Below are 17,451 nucleotides of genomic sequence, written 5' to 3'. Positions count from 1 at the left end.
GGTGTGACGTTGCCCGTACTCGACCGCGGAGGACTGCGTGCCCGACGAGCCATCGTGGCCGACTTTCGACGGTGACGAGGTCGACCGCGAGCCGCCGACGGTGCAGGTCAGGCGGCCTGACCCGCCCACCATGCGGATCCCGGCGCCGGTGCCGGCCACACCCGTGAGGGTGCCGCCGAAGCCCGCCGCGCCGACCCCGCCCGCGCCGCCGACCGAGATCAAGTCGGAACCTGAACCGGTCCCTGAACCGATCACGGAACGTGAAGAGCCGTCGCCTCCGACGCGGCGGCGCAAGCGCCCGTTCGTGGTCGCCGCGGTCGTGTTGGTGGTGATCGCCCTCGCCGGCACGGCGGTGGTCGGCACGCAGCGCGGGTGGTTCGACGCCACGCCCGTGCCGACGACCGCCGCGCCGCTGCCGCCCGCGCCCGTGTCGTTGTCGGTGAAGGGCGTCGGCGCGGACGGCAAGCAGGCCACGGCGGCGGGCGTGCGGGCGGTGCTCGCCGGCCCGGCGGCGAACGGGCTGCTGGCGCCGCTGGCGGGCCTCGTGGTGGACCCGGCGACCGGCGCGGCGCTGTGGAACCAGGGCGAGACGACGCCGCAGACACCCGCGTCCACGATCAAGGTGCTGACCGCGGCGGCGGCGCTGCTGGCCCTCGACCACTCGGCCCAGTTCTCGACGAAGGTCGTGCGCGGCGCGCAGCCGGGCGTGGTCGTGCTGGTGGGCGGCGGCGACCCGACGCTGTCGTCCCGGCCCGCCGGCGAGACGACGGTGTACCCCGGCGCGCCCACGGTCGACGACCTGGCCGCGCAGGTCCGCGCGTCCGGCGGCCCGGTGACGCAGGTGCAGTACGACGTGTCGCGGTACGTGGGGCCGGGCACCGCGCCCGGCTGGGACCCCAGCGACGTGCCGAACGGGTACGTGGCGCCGATCGAGCCGGTGATGCTGGACGGCGGGCGCGGCGACCCGTCCAAGTACGACACGCCGCGCACGGCCACGCCCGCGGCGGCGGCGGCCCTGGCGTTGGCGCAGCGGCTGGGCGTGCCGTCGTCGGCCACGCCGGTCGTGGCGTCGCCGGGCGCGGAGGTGCTCGGCGAGGTGAAGTCCGCGACGGTCGAGCAGCTGGTCGAGAACCTGATGCAGATCTCGGACAACGTGCTGGCCGAGACGATGGCGCGCGAGGTGGCCAAGGCGCGCGGGCTGGAGCCGTCGTTCGCGGGGGCGGCGCAGGCGGTGCGGCAGGTGCTGACCGAGCACGGGTTCGACCTGTCGACGTCGACGGTCGTGGACGGCAGCGGGCTGTCGCCGAACGACAAGGTGCCCGCGAAGCTGCTGGCGGACGTGCTCGTGGCGGCGGCGAAACCGGACGCGGCCGACCCGAAGACGGCCGAGCTGCGGCCGCTGCTGACGGCCCTGCCGGTGGCGGGCGGCAGCGGCACGCTGGCGACCCGCTACGAGCAGTGGGGCGCGGGCGGCCGGGGCTGGGTGCGGGCCAAGACGGGCACGTTGACCTCGGTGAACACGCTCGCGGGCGTGGTGGTGGACGTGGACGGCCGGCTGCTGGTGTTCACGTTCATGTCGTTGAGCCCCGAGCAGAACAACTCCCTGGTGCGCGGCGCGCTGGACGAGATGGCCGCCGCGCTCCGGACCTGCGGCTGCTGACCCCGCCCCGAACGCTCGACTCACCTGTTCCGAACGTAGGACACGCCTGTTCGGAACGCAGGACACGCGCGGCGTGAACGTAGGACTCTCGCGCGTGTCCTGCGTTCGGAACGCGCGTGTCCTGCGTTCGGAACAGGCGAAGTGAGCGTTCAGGACGTGGACGCGGGAGTGTTGTGCGGGCGGTCCGCGCAGGTAGCGTCAGGAGGGTGAACCCGGCGACGCAGGACCGCAGTGCCCCGGTCGATTGGGCCCTGGCCGTCACCACGGCGACCAAGCTCGTCCGCCCCGGCCCGATCGTGCCCAGAGCCGAGGCCGACATCGCCGTGCACCGCCTGCGGGAACTCGCCGTCGACGCCGAGGTGCACGTCCGCGAGCTCACCGGCCTCGGACACGGCACGCCGCTCAAGCAGGGCGAGGTGGTCGACCGGCCCGCCTGGGTGCGGGCCGCCGTGCAGGGCCTCGCCGCCCTCACCGACGGCGCCCTGCCCAAGCAGTCCGGCGCGTTCGGCGGCGTCCTCGCGGGCACGGCGGGCGTGCAGGCGGGCGTCGTCATCGCCTTCCTCAGCGGCCGGGTGCTCGGCCAGTACGACCCGTTCTCCGAGGGCGGCAGGCTGCTGCTGGTCGCGCCGAACATCGTCGGCGCGCAACGCGCCCTCGACGTCTCCGGCGAGGACTTCAGCATGTGGGTCTGCCTGCACGAGGGCACCCACCGCCTCCAGTTCACCGCCGTGCCGTGGCTCGCCGGGCACTTCGCGGGCCTGGTCGCCACCCTGCTCGGCAGCATGGACGAGAGCTCCGCGCCGCGCCTGCGCGACCTGCCGAAGCGGCTGCGCGAGTCGGGCGGCCTGGTGGAGCTGCTGCAGAGCCCCGGCCAGCGCGAGGTGCTCGACCGGCTCATCGCCCTGTCGACGCTGCTGGAGGGCCACGCCGACCACGTGATGGACGCCGTCGGCCCGGACGTCGTGCCGTCGGTCCGCACGATCCGCGAGCGCTTCACCGCCCGCCGCCAGGGCGGTGGCGTGCTGGACCGGGTGCTGCGCACGCTCCTCGGCGTCGAGGCGAAGGTCCGCCAGTACGCGGAGGGCGCGGCGTTCACCGGACACGTGGTCGACGCGGTCGGCATGGAGCGCTTCAACACCGTCTGGACCAGCGCCGAGACCCTGCCCACGCGCGCGGAGATCGCCGACCCGGCCGGATGGCTGCGTCGCGTCCAACCGTGAACGGACCGCTCGCCGAGGTGCGCACGGCCGTCAAGCGCTTCCTCGCCGACCACCGGCCCGACCGGGTGACGGTGGCCGTCAGCGGCGGCGCGGACTCGCTCGCCCTGGCCGCCGTCACGGCCCGGCTGACCGAGGCGGCCGCGGTCGTCGTGGACCACGGTCTGCAAGCCGACTCGGCGCGGGTCGCCGAACGGGCCGCGCGCACGTGCCGCGAGTTGGGCCTGACCGCCGAGGTGCGCCGGGTGGAGGTCACCGGATCGGGTGGACCTGAGGCCGCCGCCCGCAAGGCCAGGTACGCGGCGCTGAGACCGGAGCGCGGCCTGGTCCTGCTCGGCCACACCAGGGACGACCAGGCCGAGACCGTCCTGCTCGGCCTGGGCCGCGGCTCCGGGCCGCGCAGCATCGCGGGCATGCGCGCGCACGACCCGCCGTGGGGTCGTCCGCTGCTGCGGGTGCCCCGCGCCGTGACGGAGGCCGCATGTGACGAACTCGGCCTCACGCCCTGGCGAGACCCGCACAACGAGGACCCGCGCTACACCAGGGTCCGCCTGCGCCGCGAGGTCCTGCCGCTGCTGGAGGACGTGCTCCAGGGCGGTGTGGCCGACGCGCTCGCCCGCACCGCCGCCCACCTGCGCGAGGACAACGACGCGCTGGACGAGCTGGCCGAGGCGTTCGACGGCGACCGCCGCTCGGTGGCCGAGGTGGGCCGCCTGCCGACCGCGCTGCGCCGCCGCGTCCTGCGCCGCTGGCTGCTGGCGGAGAACGTGCCCGAGTTGTCCGACTCGCACCTGCGCCGGGTGGACGCGCTGGTGAGCGAGTGGCGCGGGCAGGGCGGCGTGTGGCTGCCCGGTGGCTTTGTGGCGCGGCGTGCTCATGGCAGGCTGCGAGTGGAACCAGTGCAGTCATGACAAAAGGGGAACCGTCCGTGTACGACGGCGACATCAGCTCCGTGCTCATCAGCGAGCAGGAGATCAGCGACAAGGTCACCGAGCTGGCCAACAAGGTCGCGGCTGACTACCCGGCCGACGGCGGGAACGACCTGGTGCTGATCACCGTGCTCAAGGGCGCGGTGATGTTCATGACCGACCTGGCCAGGGCGTTGCCGGTGCCGGTGCAGCTGGAGTTCATGGCGGTGAGCTCCTACGGCTCGTCGACCTCGTCCTCCGGCGTGGTGCGCATCCTCAAGGACCTCGACCGGGACATCGCGGACCGCGACGTGATCATCGTCGAGGACATCATCGACTCGGGCCTCACGCTGTCGTGGCTGCTCAAGAACCTGGCGTCGCGCAAGCCGCGGTCGCTGGAGGTCTGCACGCTGCTGCGCAAGCCGGACGCGGTGAAGGTCGAGGTGCCGGTGAAGTACGTCGGCTTCGAGATCCCGAACGAGTTCGTGGTGGGCTACGGCCTGGACTACGCCGAGCGCTACCGCGACCTGCCCTACATCGGCGCGCTGGACCCCAAGGTCTACTCGGGCTGAACGCGGTGGACGGGGGCAGCCCCGTGGAGGGGCCGCCCCCGTTCCCGTGCTCGTCCAGCGGTCGGGCCGGCTCAGCAGTTGGGCCGGCAGCGCCTCTGCGAGATGCCGTCCAGCAGCACGCCGCGGATGTCCTCGGGCTCCATCGCCTGGTAGGCCTTGCCGCCCGTGGCCTCGGCGATCTGCCGCAACGCGTTCATGTCGGCGTCCGCGCCCAGCCCCACCATGATCATCGGCACCGGCCGCGACGGGTCGGCCTCCTGCCTCAGCGTGGCCAGCAGGCCGGGCAGGTCGATGCTGGAGATGTCGTCGTTGCTGCCGTCGGTGATCAGCGTGACCGAGTTGATCTTCGACGGGTCGTAGGTCCCCTGCACGTGCCGGAACGCGGCCAGCGCCGTCTCGTTCAGCGCCGTGCCGCCGCCGACCAGGGCGGGCAGGTTGCCCGCGCCCTTCTGCAGCTGCACCCGCCGCGGCGCGCCGCCGATCGGCTCGCCGAGCGGACCGACCGGCACCAGCTCGATCCAGTCGTTCGGCGGCTTCTTGTTCGTCGAGAACGCCCACAGGCCGATCTCCGAGGTGTCGGGCAGCATGCCCAGCGCGGTCAGCGCCGCCTCGCGGGCCGCCTCGACCCGGGTCTGGCCGTTGCTCATCTTCTCGGCCATGGAGCCGGACACGTCCAGCACCGCGAGCAGCCGGGTGTCCAGGCTGACCGCGCCCCACGTGCGCAGCAGCTCGGAGACCTGGTCCGGGTCCGGCGTCTTGAGCACGGCCACGTCGTCGCCGCGCACGCCCTGCTCCTCGTTCGTCCAGCCGCCGGGCGCCTTGCCGTCCGGCGTGCGGAAACCGGCCTCGGCGAACCGCTGGGCGGTCCGGCCGGTGCGCAACGCCTGCTCGAAGCCGGTCGCGGCCTGCGCGGTGCCCGCCTGCTCGCTCGACCGGCTCACCCGCACCAGGGGGTAGTCGAACGAGACCGTGCCCTCCTTGGGGTAGGAGGCGACGACCCGGCGCGACCCGGCCGTGCGGTTGGCGGCCAGCACGGACTGCTCCGACGCGGTGAACACGGGCGCGTCGTCCGCGCCCTGCACGACCTTGCCGAACGCGTCGCGCACGGACGGCAGCGCGTTGCGGCCCACCCGCAGCAGCGCGCCGATCAGCTCCGGCTTCGGCGTGCCGTCCGGGTTGCCCAGCTGGGCCCGGATGACCGCGAGCGTGGCCAGGCCCTCGGTGGAGGTGGTCGGGTCGCTCAGCGTCACCGGCACCTTCGGGTCGACGACCTTCGCCCAGCTCACGGGCGTGATCGGCCAGCCGAGCGCGGTCATGGCGCCCTCCGAGCCCGCGATCACCAGCGGGGAGCCCGCCAGCGGGTCGTGGATCTCCAGCCGCGGCGCGTCCTCGCCGCCCTCGTCACCGGCCTGCCGCTGGGTCTCCGCCGCCCACATGGACGAGTCCGGCACCCACAGCGCGGGCGGGTTGATCTGCGCGGTCGGCAGGTCGTTGGCCACGTCGGCCGCGCCGCGCGCCTCGACCTGCACCTGCACGCACTTGCCGTCCACGATCGGCTGGGTCGCCTGGTAGTCGTCGGCCGCGCCGCGCACCACTTCCTCGATCGCCGGGGTCACCGCGATCTTGAGCGGCAGGGTGCCCTTGCACTCGGGTCCGCTGGTGGCTCGCAGGGCCACCACGGTGACGCCGGCGGCGGCGATGACGCCGAGCAGCGCGCCCAGCGGCAGGATGACGCGGCGCAGGCGGCCGGGACGGTCCGGGTTGCGAGCTGACATGACTTCGTACCTTCGGTCGGTGTTCACCCTTTCGGGTGTGTGAGGAACACTCGGTTGGTTGCCGAGGATGACACGGCTCACTCACATGACAAACTCTCGTGTTCTACGTCACCCGAGTGGCCCTCAAGTTGTCGCTACCTGCTAGTAGGGGATAACCCCTCGTGAGTGGTTACGGGCTCGGACCCCCGTCGGTTCACCCCCGATCAGCCGACCGGGGGAACCTCGTTGACCTGCGATCGGTGTCCGCGGTCACCACGGGAACACGGAGGGCTCCTCGCCCGTTGGTCCGGCAAGACGCGACAGGGCCCGCACGCGGAGCGCTTCGCCCGAGCCACGGGCGGTAGTCTGGTCGGACGGGTGTGCCCGTCTGCGCCCGTCGACAAGTCAGGGAGGGTCGAGGCCGCCCGTCGGCCGTAAGTGCATGGACCGCAAGCGCCTGCTTCGCAACCCGCTGCTGTGGATCGTGGCGGTGTTGTTGCTCTTTTACGCCTTCAACGTGCTCTTCGACGACAACCGGGGCTATGCCCCGATCAAGACGTCCCAGGCACTGCAACAGATCCGGGACGGCCAGGTCAAGGAAGCCACGATCGAGGACAAGGAGCAGCTCCTCAAGCTCACCCTCAACGACGGGGTGACCGTCGAGGGCAGCAACCGCGTGCGCGCCCAGTTCCCGGCGAGCTCGACGGACGAGGTCTTCACCATCCTCGATCAAGCGGGCAACAAGCCCGTCGTGGAGACCAAGGTCACGCAGGACTCGTTCCTGATGCAGATGCTGCTGTACATGATCCCGCTGGGTCTGCTGCTGCTCCTGCTGATGTGGATGATGAACAACTCCCAGGGCGGCGGGAACCGCGTCCTGAACTTCGGCAAGTCGAAGGCCAAGCAGCTCTCGAAGGACATGCCCAAGACGACGTTCGGCGACGTCGCGGGCGCCGAGGAGGCCGTCGAGGAGCTCTACGAGATCAAGGACTTCCTGCAGAACCCGGGCCGCTACCAGGCCCTGGGCGCGAAGATCCCCAAGGGCGTGCTGCTGTACGGCCCGCCCGGCACCGGCAAGACGCTGCTCGCGCGCGCCGTGGCCGGCGAGGCGGGCGTGCCGTTCTACTCGATCTCCGGCTCGGACTTCGTCGAGATGTTCGTCGGCGTGGGCGCCTCGCGCGTGCGCGACCTGTTCGAGCAGGCCAAGCAGAACGCGCCGTGCATCATCTTCGTCGACGAGATCGACGCGGTCGGCCGCCACCGCGGCGCGGGCCTCGGCGGCGGTCACGACGAGCGCGAGCAGACGCTCAACCAGCTGCTGGTGGAGATGGACGGCTTCGACTCGCGCGGCGGGATCATCCTGATCGCGGCGACGAACCGGCCCGACATCCTCGACCCGGCGCTGCTGCGCCCCGGCCGGTTCGACCGGCAGATCCCGGTGTCCGCGCCGGACCTGAAGGGGCGCAAGCAGATCCTGCGCGTGCACGCCAAGGGCAAGCCGTTGGCCCCGGAGACGGACCTGGACGGCCTGGCCAAGCGCACCGTGGGCTTCTCCGGCGCCGACCTGGCCAACGTGATCAACGAGGCCGCCCTGCTCACCGCGCGCAAGAACGGCACGGTGATCAGCGGGGTCGAGCTGGAAGAGTCGGTGGACCGCGTGATCGGCGGTCCGGCCCGCAAGAGCCGGATCATCTCCGAGAAGGAGAAGAAGATCACCGCCTACCACGAGGCCGGGCACGCCCTGGCCGCGTGGGCGATGCCGGACATCGACCCGGTCTACAAGGTCACGATCCTCGCCCGCGGCCGGACGGGTGGTCACACCCTCTCCGTGCCCGAGGAGGACAAGGACCTGATGACCAGGTCCGAGATGATCGCCCGGCTGGTGTTCGCGCTGGGCGGCCGCTCCGCCGAGGAGCTGGTCTTCCACGAGCCGACCACGGGCGCGTCCAACGACATCGAGCAGGCGACCAAGATCGCCCGCGCGATGGTCACCGAGTACGGCATGTCCGCCCGGCTCGGCGCGGTCAAGTACGGCCAGGAGCAGGGCGAGCCGTTCCTCGGCCGCACGGCGGGCCGGCAGGCCGACTACTCGCTCGAGGTCGCGCACGAGATCGACGAGGAAGTCCGCGAGCTCATCGAGGCCGCGCACACCGAGGCCTACGAGGTGCTCAACACCTACCGCGACGTGCTCGACGCGCTGACGCTGGAGCTGATCGAGAAGGAGACGCTGCACCAGAAGGACCTGGAGCGGATCTTCGCCGAGGTCGAGAAGCGCCCGCGGATCACGAAGTTCAACGACTTCGGTCACCGCACCCCGTCGGACAAGCCGCCGGTCAAGACGCCGGCGGAACTGGCCAAGGAGCGCGGCGAGCCGTGGCCGCCGGCGATCGAGGACACCCTGGACGCCGAACCACCGGCCCTGGACCCGACGCCCACGCCGCCGAACGGCCAGAACGGCGTGCTCCCCCTGGGCCCGCACCCGCAGGCCTACCCGCAGCAGCAACCGCAGCCGTCGCAGCCCTACCCGCCGCAGCACCCGTCGTCCGGTCCGCCGAACTACGGCGCCCCGCCCGGGTGGACCCCCGCGACGGCGCCCGGCGGCGCTCCGCAGCCACCGCAGTGGCGGCCGGAGCCGACGGACGCGGAAGCGGGGAAGCGGTCCTTCGACACGGACCCGGACAACCGCACGTGACCGAGCACGGCACCGCGATCGACCAGACCGGCCTCTCCGCGAACGGGGGGGCCGGTCTCGCGCGCCGGCCCTTCGACCAGAAGCGCGCCGAGACCGCGGTGCGCGAGCTGCTGCTCGCGTGCGGTGAGGACCCGGAGCGCGAAGGGCTGCGCGACACGCCCGGCCGGGTGGCGCGGGCGTACCGGGAGCTGTTCGCCGGGCTGCACACCGACCCGGACAGCGTGCTGGCCAAGACGTTCGACGAGAGCCACGAGGAGCTGGTGCTGGTCACCGACATCCCGATGTTCTCGTTCTGCGAGCACCACCTGCTGCCGTTCCACGGCGTCGCGCACGTCGGGTACATCCCGAACGAGCACGGCCGGGTCACCGGGCTGTCGAAGCTGGCCCGGCTGGTCGACCTGTACGCCAAGCGGCCCCAGGTGCAGGAGCGGCTGACGTCGCAGGTGGCGGACGCGCTGATGCGCCGGCTCGACCCGCGCGGCGTGATCGTGGTGGTCGAGGCCGAGCACCTGTGCATGGCCATGCGCGGCGTGCGCAAGCCGGGCTCGCGGACCACGACGTCGGCGGTGCGCGGGCTGCTGCGCGACTCGGCGTCGTCGCGGGCCGAGGCGATCGACCTGATCAAGGGGCGGTTGCGGTGAGCGTGCCCAGGCCGGGGCACTGCGTGGTGGTGGGCGTCCTCAACGTCACCCCGGACTCGTTCTCCGACGGCGGCCGGTACCTCGACGTGGACGACGCGGTGGCGCACGGCGTGGCCCTGTTCCGCCGCGGCGCGGACCTGGTCGACGTGGGCGGCGAGTCGACGCGCCCCGGCGCGGACCGGGTGTCGCCGGAGGTCGAGGCCGCGCGGGTCGCGCCGGTGATCGAGGCGCTGGTCGCGGAGGGCGTGCCGGTCAGCGTGGACACCACGCGGGCCGAGGTGGCGCGGGCGGCGCTGGAAGCGGGCGCGTCGATCGTCAACGACGTGTCCGGCGGGCTGGCCGACCCGGCGATGGCGCCCCTGGTGGCGTCGGCGGGCGTGCCGTACGTGCTGATGCACTGGCGCGGGCACAGCCGGGGGATGGACCGGCTGGCCGTGTACGACGACGTGGTGCGCGACGTGCGCGACGAGCTGTGCCGCCAGGTGGACGCCGCCCTGGCCGCCGGTGTGGCCCAGGACGACATCATCCTCGACCCCGGGCTGGGGTTCGCGAAGGACGCCACGCACAACTGGCAGCTGCTGCACGGGCTCGGCTCGCTGCTGGAGCTGGGTTTCCCGGTGCTGGTGGGCGCGTCGCGCAAGCGGTTCCTCGGCTCGCTGCTCGGCGACCGGGCGCCGGACGGCCGGGAGGACGCGACCGCGGCGGTGTCGGCGCTGGCGGCGTTCCACGGCGCGTGGGGCGTGCGGGTGCACGACGTCGACCGGTCGTTGGACGCGGTGGCCGTGGCGCGGGCGTGGAAGGACGGACATGCCCCCTGACCTGGGAGGCTCGGCGGAGGTGGCCGGGATCTCGGATCGGATCTCGCTGCGCGGCCTGCGGGTGCGCGGGTTCCACGGCGTGTTCGAGCACGAGAAGCGCGACGGCCAGGACTTCCTGGTCGACGTCACCGCGTGGCTGGACCTGTCGCGCGCGGCGGCCACCGACGACCTGCGGGAGACGCTGCACTACGGCGAGCTGGCCGAGCGGACCGCGGCGATCGTGGCCGGCGCGCCGTACGACCTGATCGAGACGGTGGCGGGCAAGGTCGCCGACGAGGTGATGACCGACCTGCGGGTGCGGGCGGTCGAGGTGACCGTGCACAAGCCGTCGGCCCCGATCCCGCTGGCGTTCGCGGACGTCTCGGTGACCATCCGGCGCACGCGTGACTAGGGCGGTGCTGTCGCTCGGCTCGAACCTGGGCGACCGGCTGGGCCACCTGCGGCTCGCGGTGGCCGGGTTCGCCGACGTGCTGGTGGCCGCGTCGCCGGTGTACGAGACGGCGCCGTGGGGCGTCACGGACCAGGGCGACTTCCTCAACGCGGTGCTGATCGTGTCCGGCGACGTGGACGAGTGGGGCTGGCTGCGCCGCGGCCAGGCGCTGGAGCAGGCGGCCGGGCGGGTCCGGGAGCTGCGCTGGGGCCCCCGCACGCTCGACGTGGACGTCGTGGCGGTGGACGGCGTGCGGTCGTCGGACCCGGAGCTGCTGCTGCCGCACCCCGGCGCGCACGACCGCGCGTCCGTGCTGGCGCCGTGGCTGGACGTGGACCCGGACGCGGTCGTGCCGGGGCACGGCCCGGTGCGCGAGCTGCTCGCGGGCCTCGACCTCACCGGCGTCACCCGGCGGGACGACCTCCGCCTGACGTGGTCCAGCCTGGGGTGAGCGGCGCTGCGGGGCCCGTGCGGCGGGGTTAGCGTGGGCGCGGAGGTGGCGCGATGAGCAACGCGGTCACTTACGACGCCGCACGGCGGCGGATCATCAGCCTGGTCACCGGCGGCGATCCCGACGCGCCGGTCGGGGCGTGTCCCGGGTGGACGGTCCGGGACGTGGTCGCGCACCTGGCGGGTGGCCTCGGCGACTTCACCGAGCGGCGCTTCGAGGGCGTCGACGACGGCTCGTGGGGCGAGCGGCAGGTGCACGCCCGGCGCGGTCGGCCCCTCGGCGAGCTGCTGGTCGAGTGGGAGCGGAACTTCCAGGTCGCCGAAGGGCTGTTCGACTCGCCGGCGGGGGCGCTGCTGATCGCCGAGATCATCTCGCACGAGCACGACATCCGGGCCGCGCTGGGGCAGCCGGGCGAGCGGGACACCGCGGCCGTGCGGGCGGCGCTGACCCGGCCGTTGCAGGACCTGGACAAGCGGCTGCGGGCCAAGCACCTGCCCGCGTTGCGGGTCACCCTGGAGCACGGCGACCGCGTCCTCGGCGAGGGCGAGCCGGCGGGCGCGTTGCGGACGTCGTCGTTCGAGCTGCTGCGCGTGCTCGGCGGGCGGCGTGACGACGACCAGGTGCGCGCGCTGGACTGGGACACCGACCCCGGCCCGTGGCTGCCCGAGCTGTCGCTGTTCGGCAGGCGCGGCACCGCGCTGGTCGAGTAGTCGGGGACGATGGTGGGGTGAGGTTCACCAAACCCCGTGACCTGCTCGCCGCCGGACTCGTCGCGGGCCTGCTCGCGCACCTGCTGATCAGGCTCGCCTACGACACGCTGCCGCCGCTGCCGACGTTCGCCGGTTTCACCCTGCTGGTGATCGCGGCGGTGAACCTCTGGCTGGCGGTCTCGCTGCGCGCCCGCATCCTGCGCAAGCCGGGCGCGCGGCCCGTCGAGCCGCTGGCCGCGGCTCGGGCGGTCGCGTTCGCCAAGGCGTCGTCGGTGCTCGGCGCGATCATGCTGGGCGCGTGGGCGGGCGTGCTGGTCTACGTGCTGCCGGCACGCGGCGAGTTCGAGGCGGCGGGTCACGACGTGCTCAGCGCGAGCGTCGGCGCGGTCTGCGCGGGCCTGCTCATCGCCGCCGCGTTGTGGCTGGAACGGAGCTGCAGGACACCCGACGACCCGCACCTCGATCAATAGATACGGACGCCGAGGTCTCAATCGGATAACTGACCGGTACGGTAGACGCCATGACCGGGCGAGGCGCGTCGGACGATGACGAGCAGCAAGATCACGGTCGTGGCCCAGGGCGACTACTGCTGGTAGCGGCGTTGACGCTCGCCCTCGGCGCCGCGGCGGTGCTGGTGCTGAGCGACAACGCCCGTTGGCTGCGGCTGGCGGTCGTCGCCGCGCTGTGGGCGGCGCTGGTCGGCGCGTTCCTCGCGGCCCGCTACCGCAAGCAGGTCTCCGACCGGGAGGACGAGGTGGCCGACCTCCAGTCGGTCTACGAGCTCGAGCTGGAGCGCGAGATCGCCGCACGGCGCGAGTACGAGCTCGAGGTCGAGGCCGAGACCCGCAAGCGGGTGCAGGAGGAGGCCAAGGACGACCTGGACGCGCTGCGCGGCGAGCTGCGCGCCCTGCGGGAGAACCTGGAGGCCCTGCTCGGCGGCGAGGTGCTGGTCGAGCGGGTGGCGCTGCGGGCCGAGTCGACCCGGATGCGCTCCCTGTCCGACCAGTCGCGGTTGATGGCGGTGGGCGACCAGAGGATCATCAACGCCGGCCCCGCCGTGCCGGTGACGAAGAAGGCCGCGGAGACGCCGCAGGTGGAGCGGGTCGAGCGGACCGAGCTGATCGAGCGGGTCTCCGTCGACACCTCGCGCAAGGACCAGGTTCGGCGTCCCGAACCGACCCGCCCCGAGCCCGCGCGGCGCGAGCAGGCCCAGCCGGTGCGCCGCGAGCCCGCCCGCGCGACGGCCCAGCCCCGGTCGACGCCGCCGGTGGTGCGGCGGGAGGCGCCCAAGCAGGAGCCGACGGAGCGGGTCGGTCGGGACGCGGCGGCGCGGCCGACCCCGCCGACGGCCCCGGCCGGGCGGCCCGCCGAGCCGTCGAAGACCGAGCACACCGTGCAGCGGCGCAGCCGGGTGGCCGACCGGACCGAGATGATCAGCCGGGAGGCGTTGGCCGAGGAACCCGCGCGCCGGCCGGAGGGCGCGGGCGCCGCCGTGCGGCGGACGGGCGAGCAGCGGGCCGTGCCGAGGGCCGAGTCGGCCGGCGAGCAGCGCGCCGCGGCCGCGGAGCCGCGCCGGCCGTCGACCACGCGGGCGGAGCTGACCGGCGAGCACCGCCCCGTTGAGCCGGCCCGTCGACCGGCCGCCCGGCCGGACCTGACCGGCGAGCACCGGCCCGTGGGCCGTCCCGAGCAGACCGGTGAGCAGCGGTCCGCCGGCCGCCCCGACCCGGGTGGCGAGGCCGGTCGGCGGACCGGCACGACCGGTGAGCAGCGGCCGGCCGGCCGGCCCGACCCGGCGCGCCGACCCGCGACGCGGGCCGAGCTGACCGGTGAGCACGTCCCGGTGCCGGACCCCGCGCGCCGGGCGCAGGCCGAGGAGGACGCGCGCCGGTCGCGCCGCGCGGCCGAGCAGGCCGGCGGGCGCCGACCGGTGGCCGAGCCGGAGTCGATCGGCGGTCGTTCGGCCGATTCCGCGTCGGCCTCCGTGACGCCGGAGGGCCGTCGCCGGGCGACCGAGCCCGAGGCCGGTGGCCGTCGTCGCGCCGACGAGCGCTGGGAGTCGTGGGAGGACACCCCGAAGCCGGCCGGCCGGCGCAGCGCGCCGGAGCCCGTCGAGCCCGCCGGGGCGCACGCGGACGGCAAGTCGGTCAGCGAGCTGCTGGCCGCGTTCGGCGGCGGCGACTCGCCGCGCCGCCGTCGCCGCCGCGAGGACTAGGGCCTACTTGTCGATGTCGCCGACGACCACGGCGAACGACCCGAGCACCGCGGGCAGGTCGGCCACCTTCGTGCCGGGCAGCAGCGCGGACAGGGCCTGCACGTTGTTGAACGACGGCGTGCGCAGCTTCAACCGCCACGGCGTCTTCTCGCCCCGGGACGCGAGGTGCACGCCGGAGGTGCCCAGCGGCGCCTCGACCCACGTGTAGACGGAGCCCTCGGGCGCCTTGACCGCCTTGGGCAGCCGCAGGTTCACCGGGCCCGCCGGCAGCCGGTCCAGGCACTGGCCGGCGAGCGCGACGGACTGGCGGACCTCGTCCACCAGGCAGCGGACGCGGGCCAGCGCGTCGCCCTCGGCGCGGACCACGGGCCGCACGTCCAGGTCCCGGTAGCCGGGCAGCGGGTCGTCGCGGCGCAGATCGAAGTTCACTCCGGACGCCCGGCCGACCGGGCCGGTGACGCCGAACGCGAGGGCGGCGTCCCGGTGCAGGACCCCGAGACCCGCCAGCCCTTCCGGCGCCTCGCCCGGGTCCACGGCGGACAGCACTTCGCGCACCCGGCCGGTCCAGCCGGCGGGCACGTCCTCGCGCAGGCCGCCGATCCGGTTGGCCATGAAGTGGATCCGGCCGCCGGTCGCCTCCTCCAGCACGGCCTGCACGGCGTCGCGGTCGCGCGTGCCGGTGAGCGGCGCGAGGAACACCAGGTGCGCCATGATCCGGTTCAGCTCGCACAGCAGGACCCGCAGCGCCTGGGCGCGCGGCGGGACGTCCATGCCGGTCATGCGCTCCACGGCCAGGGCGACGGCCAGCTCGTTGCAGAAGGCGGCGAGCCAGTCGTGCCGGTTGGCGAGGGTGAGGACCTGCCGGTAGTCGCGGACCTCGAACAGCTTCTCCGCGCCCCGGTGCAGGTGGCCGACCAGGGGGGCGGCGGCGGTGATGACCTCGTCGTCGCGGACGGTCAGCCGCAGCCGGTACGCGCCGTGCGCCGACGGGTGCAGGGGGCCGAGGTCGACCACCCGGTCCACGCCGAGGTGGCGTGCACCGGCGCCCACGCCAACGGTGATCTCCACCCGGTCATCGTCGCACGGCCGGACCGCCGTCCCGGTGCCGCGGGCTAGTCGCGGGTGATCGCGAACAGGAAGCACCCGTGCGACGCGCTGCGGACCTGGATGGCGGCGACGTCCGGGTCGTCGAGCAGCGTGGTGACGCGGTCGGCGAGGCGCTCCGGGTCGGCGACCTCACCGCCGTGGATGCGGCCTCCGGCGGTGTAGGCGCGCAGGGTCCGGGGCGCGTGGCGGAGCGCTTCAGGGAACGCCGCCGTGGTCGCCGGCCCGGCGCACGGCTCGGCGTGCGCGAACACCGGCCCCGACTCCTCGTACGGTCCCGCGCCCCAGGCGGGGGTGTGGCGGAAGAGGACCAGCGGCTCGCCCGGCCCGGCCTTGCGCAGGCAGCAGCGCAGCGGCGCGCCGGGCGACTCGGCGTGCCACTCGTGGTGCTCGTCCGCGCCGGCGAGCCCGCGGGCGCGGTCCAGCACGTCGTCCGGCAGGGCGTGGATTCTCATGCGCTCGACCCTCGCCCACCCCGCCCGCCGCCGCCGGCGGTCTTCGGCCGCCGCGCCGGCGGTCACCAGACCGGGCGCAGGCCGCCGGGGTCGGCGTCGGCCAGGTAGGTCTCCAGGGCGTGGCGCAGGACGGCCAGCTGCCCGGCCCCGACGACGGCCGCGAACTCGGCCTCCAGCTCCGCCCAGAGGGCGTCGGCGAGGCGGAGGTAGGCGCGGCCCTTGCCGGTGAGGGTCAGGGCGTGGGCGCGGCGGTCGGTGGGGTGGGGCGACCGGTGGACGTAGCCCCAGTCGACCAGTTCCGCCACGGTCTTGGTGGCGGCCTGCTTGGAGACGCCCAGGTGGGCGGCGAGGTCGACGGCGGTGGCCGAGGGTTGGACGGCCAGGTAGCGGAAGGCGAAGCCGTGGGCCGGGCGCAGCGGCTCGAGGTCTTGACCGGCCAGTCGTTCGTGGAAGCGGTCGGTCATCAGCCGGAACGACCTGGCGAACAGCATCGACACGGGTTCCACGGTCGCCTAGTCTGCAACTGGACAACTTGGTTGACTGGTTTGGAGAGCGATGTTCGAGCGCCACGGCTTCGTGTTCCACCCCCACGCCTCCCCCTCCAACGGCGGCAGCACGCAGATCGCCCTGTGGACCGTCGAGGTGCCGGCGGACGCGGAGGGCGAACGGCACCAGGTCGACAAGGAGGAGGTCTTCCACGTCCTGGAGGGCCGGGTGACCGTCAACGACGTCGACGCGGGCGCCGGCGACACCGTCGTCGTCCCGCCGCACGTGGAGTTCCAGCTGGTCGGAGGCCCGGCGAAGGTCCTGGTCGCCACGTCGGTCGGCATCACGGGCCTGGTCGGGGACCAGCCGATCACCCCGCCCTGGGCGTTGTAGGCCTCAGGGCCGCCACGGGGGCAGGGGCGGCAGCAGGGACGACACCGGCACGCCGACGCCGTGCAGCAGCCAGCCGAACGACCCCAACCCGCCCTCGGCCCGCAGCTCCGCGATCCGCGACGCCCGCCCGGCCGCCGCCAGCCAGTCCGGCTCACCGGGCGACACCGCGCCGACCAGCCCCAACGCGCCCAGCGCGGCCCGCTGCGAGACCAGCACCCAGTCGCCGCCGGCCGCCTCGGCGCACGCGTCCAGCGCCACGTGCGCCGTCAGGTCGCACGTCCCGTCGAACACCGGCTCCACCCGGCGCCCGCCCCGGTACGCGGCGAACGTGCCCGCCGCGTACCGGCCCGCCACCCGGTCGGCCCGCACGTGCCCGTAGTCCACCGCCAACGCCGCCCCGCGGGCCACCCGCGACACGGCGTCCGCCCACGCCACGTCCCGCGGCTCGCCGATCTCCGCCCGCTCACCCTCGCCGACCGGCCACCACCGGGCCGCCCAGGGGTGGGACGACGGCCCCGTGACGAGCGGGCAGGGCACCGCGTCCAGCCACTCGTGCCCCACCAGCAGGCCGCACACCGACGTCGGCAGCGCCGAGCGCCACCGCACCCCCGGCACCGACCGCGCCGGCCCGAGGTCCACCGCCGTCACCACCAGCCGCGCGGCCAGCGAACCCGACGCCGAAGACCGCACCGCCTCCGCCAGCTCACCGCCGCCCGCGCCCACGTCCACGAAATCCAGCCGGGACGGCCCACCGAGCGCGAAGTCAACCCGATCGAGCAGCACGAGCAGCGCTTCGGCCAGCTCAGGACCCACCAGCGGCGCGGTGCGGAAGTGGTCGGCGGGGACCTCGCCGCGCGTGAAGAACCCCGACGGCCCGTACAACGCCTCCCGCCACAGGGCTTCCGACTCCACCACCGGTCAAGTGTCCCTTTAAGGTCTCCCACC

At 74.2% G+C, this 17,451-nt stretch carries 18 protein-coding genes; 13 read left to right on the top strand and 5 right to left on the bottom strand.

The window, feature by feature from the left end:
- The first annotated feature begins 37 nt into the window (after positions 1 to 37).
- The 4 genes from dacB to hpt all read left to right on the top strand — a co-directional run bounded on the left by dacB (position 38) and on the right by hpt (position 4,357).
- Positions 38 to 1,660, top strand: coding sequence for a D-alanyl-D-alanine carboxypeptidase/D-alanyl-D-alanine endopeptidase (dacB, locus tag EDD40_RS21375; protein WP_123744505.1), 1,623 nt, complete (start codon positions 38 to 40; stop codon positions 1,658 to 1,660).
- Between the two features lie 206 nt (positions 1,661 to 1,866).
- A complete protein-coding gene (locus EDD40_RS21370) occupies positions 1,867 to 2,880 on the top strand; it encodes a zinc-dependent metalloprotease (RefSeq protein ID WP_123744504.1) in 1,014 nt (337 codons plus the stop codon).
- Complete coding sequence (gene tilS / locus EDD40_RS21365) at positions 2,877 to 3,788, top strand: tRNA lysidine(34) synthetase TilS (protein WP_123744503.1); 912 nt, start codon at positions 2,877 to 2,879, stop codon at positions 3,786 to 3,788. Before EDD40_RS21370 ends, tilS begins: the two co-directional genes overlap by 4 nt.
- Positions 3,789 to 3,805: 17 nt before the next feature.
- Entirely contained in the window at positions 3,806 to 4,357 is a 552-nt protein-coding gene (gene hpt, locus EDD40_RS21360) for a hypoxanthine phosphoribosyltransferase (RefSeq protein WP_123744502.1), read from the top strand.
- Positions 4,358 to 4,428: 71 nt separating this feature from the next.
- On the opposite strand, the gene EDD40_RS21355 is transcribed toward hpt, so the two are convergent.
- Positions 4,429 to 6,132: a substrate-binding and VWA domain-containing protein gene (locus EDD40_RS21355; RefSeq protein WP_123744501.1), complete on the bottom strand. Its 1,704-nt coding sequence runs from the start codon at positions 6,130 to 6,132 to the stop codon at positions 4,429 to 4,431.
- Positions 6,133 to 6,553: 421 nt separating this feature from the next.
- Here EDD40_RS21355 and ftsH point away from each other — a divergent pair, with 421 nt between their 5' ends.
- From ftsH to EDD40_RS21315, 8 genes are read left to right on the top strand one after another with little or no spacing between them, the layout of a single operon-like run.
- The gene (gene ftsH / locus EDD40_RS21350; RefSeq protein WP_123744500.1) at positions 6,554 to 8,803 is read left to right on the top strand and encodes an ATP-dependent zinc metalloprotease FtsH; all 2,250 of its coding nucleotides are present in this window, start codon (positions 6,554 to 6,556) and stop codon (positions 8,801 to 8,803) included.
- 17 nt (positions 8,804 to 8,820) lie between these two features.
- Entirely contained in the window at positions 8,821 to 9,444 is a 624-nt protein-coding gene (gene folE, locus EDD40_RS21345; protein ID WP_123748186.1) for a GTP cyclohydrolase I FolE, read from the top strand.
- On the top strand, positions 9,441 to 10,262 hold the full coding sequence (gene folP, locus EDD40_RS21340) for a dihydropteroate synthase (protein ID WP_123744499.1): 822 nt from the start codon (positions 9,441 to 9,443) through the stop codon (positions 10,260 to 10,262). The genes folE and folP overlap by 4 nt, the downstream gene beginning before the upstream one ends.
- Before the next feature lie 28 nt (positions 10,263 to 10,290).
- Positions 10,291 to 10,653, top strand: coding sequence for a dihydroneopterin aldolase (folB, locus tag EDD40_RS21335; protein WP_123748185.1), 363 nt, complete (start codon positions 10,291 to 10,293; stop codon positions 10,651 to 10,653).
- A complete protein-coding gene (gene folK / locus EDD40_RS21330) occupies positions 10,646 to 11,143 on the top strand; it encodes a 2-amino-4-hydroxy-6-hydroxymethyldihydropteridine diphosphokinase (protein ID WP_123744498.1) in 498 nt (165 codons plus the stop codon). Before folB ends, folK begins: the two co-directional genes overlap by 8 nt.
- Positions 11,144 to 11,196: 53 nt before the next feature.
- The gene (locus EDD40_RS21325; protein ID WP_123744497.1) at positions 11,197 to 11,853 is read left to right on the top strand and encodes a maleylpyruvate isomerase family mycothiol-dependent enzyme; all 657 of its coding nucleotides are present in this window, start codon (positions 11,197 to 11,199) and stop codon (positions 11,851 to 11,853) included.
- 17 nt (positions 11,854 to 11,870) lie between these two features.
- Complete coding sequence (locus EDD40_RS21320) at positions 11,871 to 12,323, top strand: DUF3180 domain-containing protein (protein ID WP_123744496.1); 453 nt, start codon at positions 11,871 to 11,873, stop codon at positions 12,321 to 12,323.
- Positions 12,324 to 12,373: 50 nt separating this feature from the next.
- On the top strand, positions 12,374 to 14,068 hold the full coding sequence (locus EDD40_RS21315; protein WP_148088851.1) for a DUF6779 domain-containing protein: 1,695 nt from the start codon (positions 12,374 to 12,376) through the stop codon (positions 14,066 to 14,068).
- 3 nt (positions 14,069 to 14,071) lie between these two features.
- Here the strand turns inward: EDD40_RS21315 and EDD40_RS21310 are convergent, their stop codons facing one another.
- The 3 genes from EDD40_RS21310 to EDD40_RS21300 all read right to left on the bottom strand — a co-directional run bounded on the left by EDD40_RS21310 (position 14,072) and on the right by EDD40_RS21300 (position 16,118).
- Positions 14,072 to 15,136 carry an NADH-quinone oxidoreductase subunit D gene (locus tag EDD40_RS21310; RefSeq protein WP_123744494.1) on the bottom strand — a complete coding sequence of 355 codons (1,065 nt, stop codon included), beginning with the start codon at positions 15,134 to 15,136 and terminating at the stop codon, positions 14,072 to 14,074.
- Positions 15,137 to 15,180: 44 nt separating this feature from the next.
- Positions 15,181 to 15,627, bottom strand: coding sequence for a DUF1203 domain-containing protein (locus EDD40_RS21305; protein ID WP_148088850.1), 447 nt, complete (start codon positions 15,625 to 15,627; stop codon positions 15,181 to 15,183).
- Between the two features lie 62 nt (positions 15,628 to 15,689).
- Positions 15,690 to 16,118, bottom strand: a complete 429-nt coding sequence (locus EDD40_RS21300; RefSeq protein ID WP_123748184.1) for a MarR family winged helix-turn-helix transcriptional regulator — start codon at positions 16,116 to 16,118, stop codon at positions 15,690 to 15,692.
- A 64-nt stretch (positions 16,119 to 16,182) separates the two neighbouring features.
- Here EDD40_RS21300 and EDD40_RS21295 point away from each other — a divergent pair, with 64 nt between their 5' ends.
- Positions 16,183 to 16,506, top strand: a complete 324-nt coding sequence (locus EDD40_RS21295; RefSeq protein WP_123744492.1) for a cupin domain-containing protein — start codon at positions 16,183 to 16,185, stop codon at positions 16,504 to 16,506.
- A gap of 3 nt (positions 16,507 to 16,509) precedes the next feature.
- Here EDD40_RS21295 and EDD40_RS21290 read toward each other — a convergent pair whose 3' ends face one another.
- Positions 16,510 to 17,421 (bottom strand): SAM-dependent methyltransferase, encoded by a 912-nt coding sequence (locus tag EDD40_RS21290; RefSeq protein WP_123744491.1) that lies wholly within the window; start codon positions 17,419 to 17,421, stop codon positions 16,510 to 16,512.
- Positions 17,422 to 17,451: the final 30 nt, after the last annotated feature.

Origin of the sequence: Saccharothrix texasensis, from assembly GCF_003752005.1 — a bacterium.
In the GTDB taxonomy this organism is placed as follows: Bacteria; Actinomycetota; Actinomycetes; order Mycobacteriales; family Pseudonocardiaceae; genus Actinosynnema; species Actinosynnema texasense.
The sequence above is the reverse complement of the archived record's forward strand: the minus strand, read 5'-3'. Positions and strand labels throughout refer to the sequence as shown.

Coding starts and splice junctions, on each gene's coding strand:
- EDD40_RS21300 (WP_123748184.1), bottom strand. CDS start 16,118: ATGCTGTTCGCCAGGTCGTTCCGGCTGATGACCGACCGCTTCCACGAA.
- EDD40_RS21295 (WP_123744492.1), top strand. CDS start 16,183: ATGTTCGAGCGCCACGGCTTCGTGTTCCACCCCCACGCCTCCCCCTCC.
- EDD40_RS21325 (WP_123744497.1), top strand. CDS start 11,197: ATGAGCAACGCGGTCACTTACGACGCCGCACGGCGGCGGATCATCAGC.
- EDD40_RS21315 (WP_148088851.1), top strand. CDS start 12,374: ATGACCGGGCGAGGCGCGTCGGACGATGACGAGCAGCAAGATCACGGT.
- EDD40_RS21305 (WP_148088850.1), bottom strand. CDS start 15,627: ATGAGAATCCACGCCCTGCCGGACGACGTGCTGGACCGCGCCCGCGGG.
- ftsH (WP_123744500.1), top strand. CDS start 6,554: ATGGACCGCAAGCGCCTGCTTCGCAACCCGCTGCTGTGGATCGTGGCG.
- EDD40_RS21355 (WP_123744501.1), bottom strand. CDS start 6,132: ATGTCAGCTCGCAACCCGGACCGTCCCGGCCGCCTGCGCCGCGTCATC.